Here is a 3,507-nt window from a genome sequence, read left to right on the forward strand (position 1 = left end):
GCTGGCTATGGAACACCGTGGATAAGATCGTGAAAGAAGCGAGTAACTCCGAACAATAAGAGATGATTTTCTAAAATAACTTACCATTTTTATACCTTCTAAATACTACTTAAAAAACAAGTATATGAATGTTATTTAGCTTTATGATCTCTTCTAATAAGGAATATTTAGCGCTGATTCACGATTTATTTTGCTAAATTAATACTCTCTTATTCTATCACCTTTATCTCGAATGGCAAATGTTAGTACAAAAGCTATGATCACCAATAATAAACCGACAAAATAAACTTGATGCAATCCGTCATACAATATTTTTCGTAAAGGAGTAATTAAATCTATCGCAATTTTTTTTGCTGTTTGAGGATTTACAAGTTTGTTCATAATATCTGTATCGTTCGTCAAGTTAGCTGATGCTAGTTCTTTTTGTGTCACACTATTAAGTAATAAACCAAATACAGCAACCATTACCGTTTGCCCAATCGTTCGAACTAAGGTGTTAAACGACGTCGCCACCCCCAATTGTCCTTTAGGAACACTGTTTTGTGCACTAACAGTTGAGGTTGTTATAGTAATTCCTAGTCCTATACCAATAATCGTTGAAATCGCAAAGAACCACAAAAAGTTACTTTCAAATGGCATCAGCCATAACCAAGCTCCTCCTACTGCCGCAATTAATAAACCAATGCGTAACACCCAAGTGGTTGCCATTTGGGTCATCCATTTACTTGCTAAGAAAGAACCTACCATCCAAACAATCGAAAGTGGTGCTAGCACCAATCCACCAACAGTGGCATTTAATCCTAATACGCCTTGCATCCACATCGGAATATAAACATCAATTCCCATTAAGAACCCACTAGCTAACGCTGCTGCTACATTCACCACCACAAATAATGGATTTGAAAATAGATGCAACATAATTACTGGATCCTTTGCTCTTTTTTCTGCCAAGGCGAATAAAAATAGTAAAAGGATGCTTCCTAACAGTAACCCAATGACTATTGGTGTAAATCCTTGGTCACCCAACAGTTGGAACCCTAGAAGTAAGGTAACTAGCATGGCCATCAAACTAAGACTGCCAAGTAAATCCATTGGTTTCGATTCATGTTGCTCGTTTGGTTCATTTAAATAAAGCCAAATCAACACCATCAATAATATACCAATGGGGACATTAATAAAAAATATCCAATGCCAACTAATCGCTTCTACAATGAAACCACCTGCCAAAGGACCAAATACACTAGCGATTCCCCAAGCAGAACTATTCAATCCTAGTACCCGTGCTCGTTTTTCAATAGTATAAAGATCACCGATAATTGTTAGTGCTACTGGCATCATTGCCCCAGCTCCCATCCCTTGAACTGCACGAGCAACAATCAACCCAATCATCGTTTGAGAAAGACCACAAAATAAAGATCCAATAATAAATAATAGCGTACCAAAGATAAAAATAGGTTTTCTCCCGACCTTGTCTGCTAATTTTCCGTAGATGGGTGTTAACATCGCATTGGTTAATAAATAAATAGAAAATACCCAGTTCATAATTTCCATTCCATGAAGAGAACCCACGATTGTTGGCATAGCTGTCGTTACAATTGTTCCTTCGATAGCAGTCATGAACGTCGCAATAAAGACACTAATTGTTACTAGTTTTACATTTGTTTCACGTTTCATTTTATACCTCCTTTTTTATTGCAAAAATAATATTTAGACAAAAAAATAAGCCAAAATAATGATTAATAACAATACTTAAAACAATTGCTGTGTTCCAAGAAAGTGCTCTTATAAAAAAACTGGAACAACTACCACTTAAGGTAATCATTCCAGCTTACAAACAGCTATTTGGCTAAACTTGTTTTTAATGCCTCAACTTTATCTGTTTTTTCCCATGGTAGTTCAATATCCGTGCGACCGAAATGACCATAAGCCGCTGTTTGACGATAAATTGGACGACGTAAATCAAGCATTTCAATAATACCTGCTGGACGTAGATCAAAGTTTTCTCTAACAGCCGCAATTAACTCTTCTTCTGGAACTGACGAAGTACCAAAAGTGTTAACTGAAATAGATACTGGTTGTGCCACTCCAATGGCATACGCTAATTGAACCTCTACTTTTTTAGCCAAGCCAGCTGCCACAATGTTTTTCGCAATATAGCGAGCCGCATAGCTTGCAGAACGGTCAACTTTCGTCGCATCTTTCCCAGAAAATGCCCCTCCACCATGACGTGCATAGCCGCCATAAGTGTCAACGATAATCTTTCTCCCTGTCAACCCAGCGTCTCCTTGAGGCCCACCGATAACAAAACGGCCAGTAGGATTGATATAGTATTTTGTTTTATCATCTAGTAATTCAGCCGGAATAACTTTTTTAATTACTTTTTCGATGACATCCTGACGAATTGTTTCATTATCAACTGCATCATCATGTTGTGTTGAAATAACAATTGTATCCACACGTTCTGGTTGACCATTATCATCATATTCAACAGTTACTTGTGATTTTGCATCAGGACGTAAATAAGTTAATTCATTTGATTTACGTAAATCAGCTAAACGTCGAACTAAACGATGACTTAATGCAATTGGTAATGGCATTAATTCAGGTGTTTCATCAACTGCAAAACCAAACATTAATCCTTGGTCACCCGCACCAATTTCATCTAATACATCTTTTTTATCTTCATCGCGAATTTCAAGTGCTTCATCAACCCCCTGAGCAATATCAGGTGATTGTTCATCAATAGCAGCTAATACAGCCACTGTATCGCCATCAAAACCAAATTTTGCACGTGTATAACCAATTTCTTTGATCGTTTGACGAACGACTTTTTGAATATCGACATAGGCAGTAGTAGAGATTTCTCCAAAAACTAATACGAGCCCAGTTGTAACAGATGTTTCACAAGCTACTCTGGCTTTTGGATCTTTTGCCAAAATTGCATCCAAAATTGCATCACTGATTTGATCAGCAATTTTATCTGGATGTCCTTCAGAAACAGATTCTGAGGTAAATAAATGTCTTTCTCCCATAAATGATTCCCCCTAGTTAATTTCGGTTACAAGGCATCTCCGTATTTAGCGGATCCTCTCGGGAACTTGCAACGATCCCAGTATAGCAGATAAAATGAATTTGCGCTTGTTTTTTTAACACATTTAATTAAAAAATTGTCTCATAACCAGATAAATTCATTCCTAATCACCTACACTTCTTTGTATTTTTTACCTATCATTTCAAAAAAATCAATGAATAACATGAGTAAATGGGAAACAGTTATTATATACTCAATAAAAAATAAGGTGAAAAGTTTTAAGTAAAAAATTTATTTCTTTATGTATCGTCATTTACTTGATTAAGTAGCGTTCTAGGTTAAAAAATGGTGGAAAATGATTCAGACAGTCATATATAGTTAAAAGACTTAGAACAAGTTCTCAAATGAAAACTGTGCACTAAGTCTTTTGAAATCATTCTTTTACACAAAAAAAGATACTTTTTCAAGTATCTTCG

General features: G+C 36.0%; 2 protein-coding genes and 1 riboswitch. Both genes read right to left on the reverse strand.

Annotated elements, in window-relative coordinates:
• Positions 1–198: 198 nt before the first annotated feature.
• Complete coding sequence (locus EVI01_RS13200; RefSeq protein WP_010750201.1) at positions 199–1,674, reverse strand: MDR family MFS transporter; 1,476 nt, start codon at positions 1,672–1,674, stop codon at positions 199–201.
• Positions 1,675–1,838: 164 nt separating this feature from the next.
• Positions 1,839–3,032: a methionine adenosyltransferase gene (gene metK, locus EVI01_RS13205; protein ID WP_010750200.1), complete on the reverse strand. Its 1,194-nt coding sequence runs from the start codon at positions 3,030–3,032 to the stop codon at positions 1,839–1,841.
• Positions 3,030–3,109, reverse strand: a riboswitch (SMK box riboswitch). (Overlaps the previous gene by 3 nt.)
• Positions 3,110–3,507 lie beyond the last annotated feature (398 nt).

It is taken from the genome of Enterococcus villorum (assembly GCF_007990225.1).
GTDB lineage: Bacteria > Bacillota > Bacilli > Lactobacillales > Enterococcaceae > Enterococcus_B > Enterococcus_B villorum.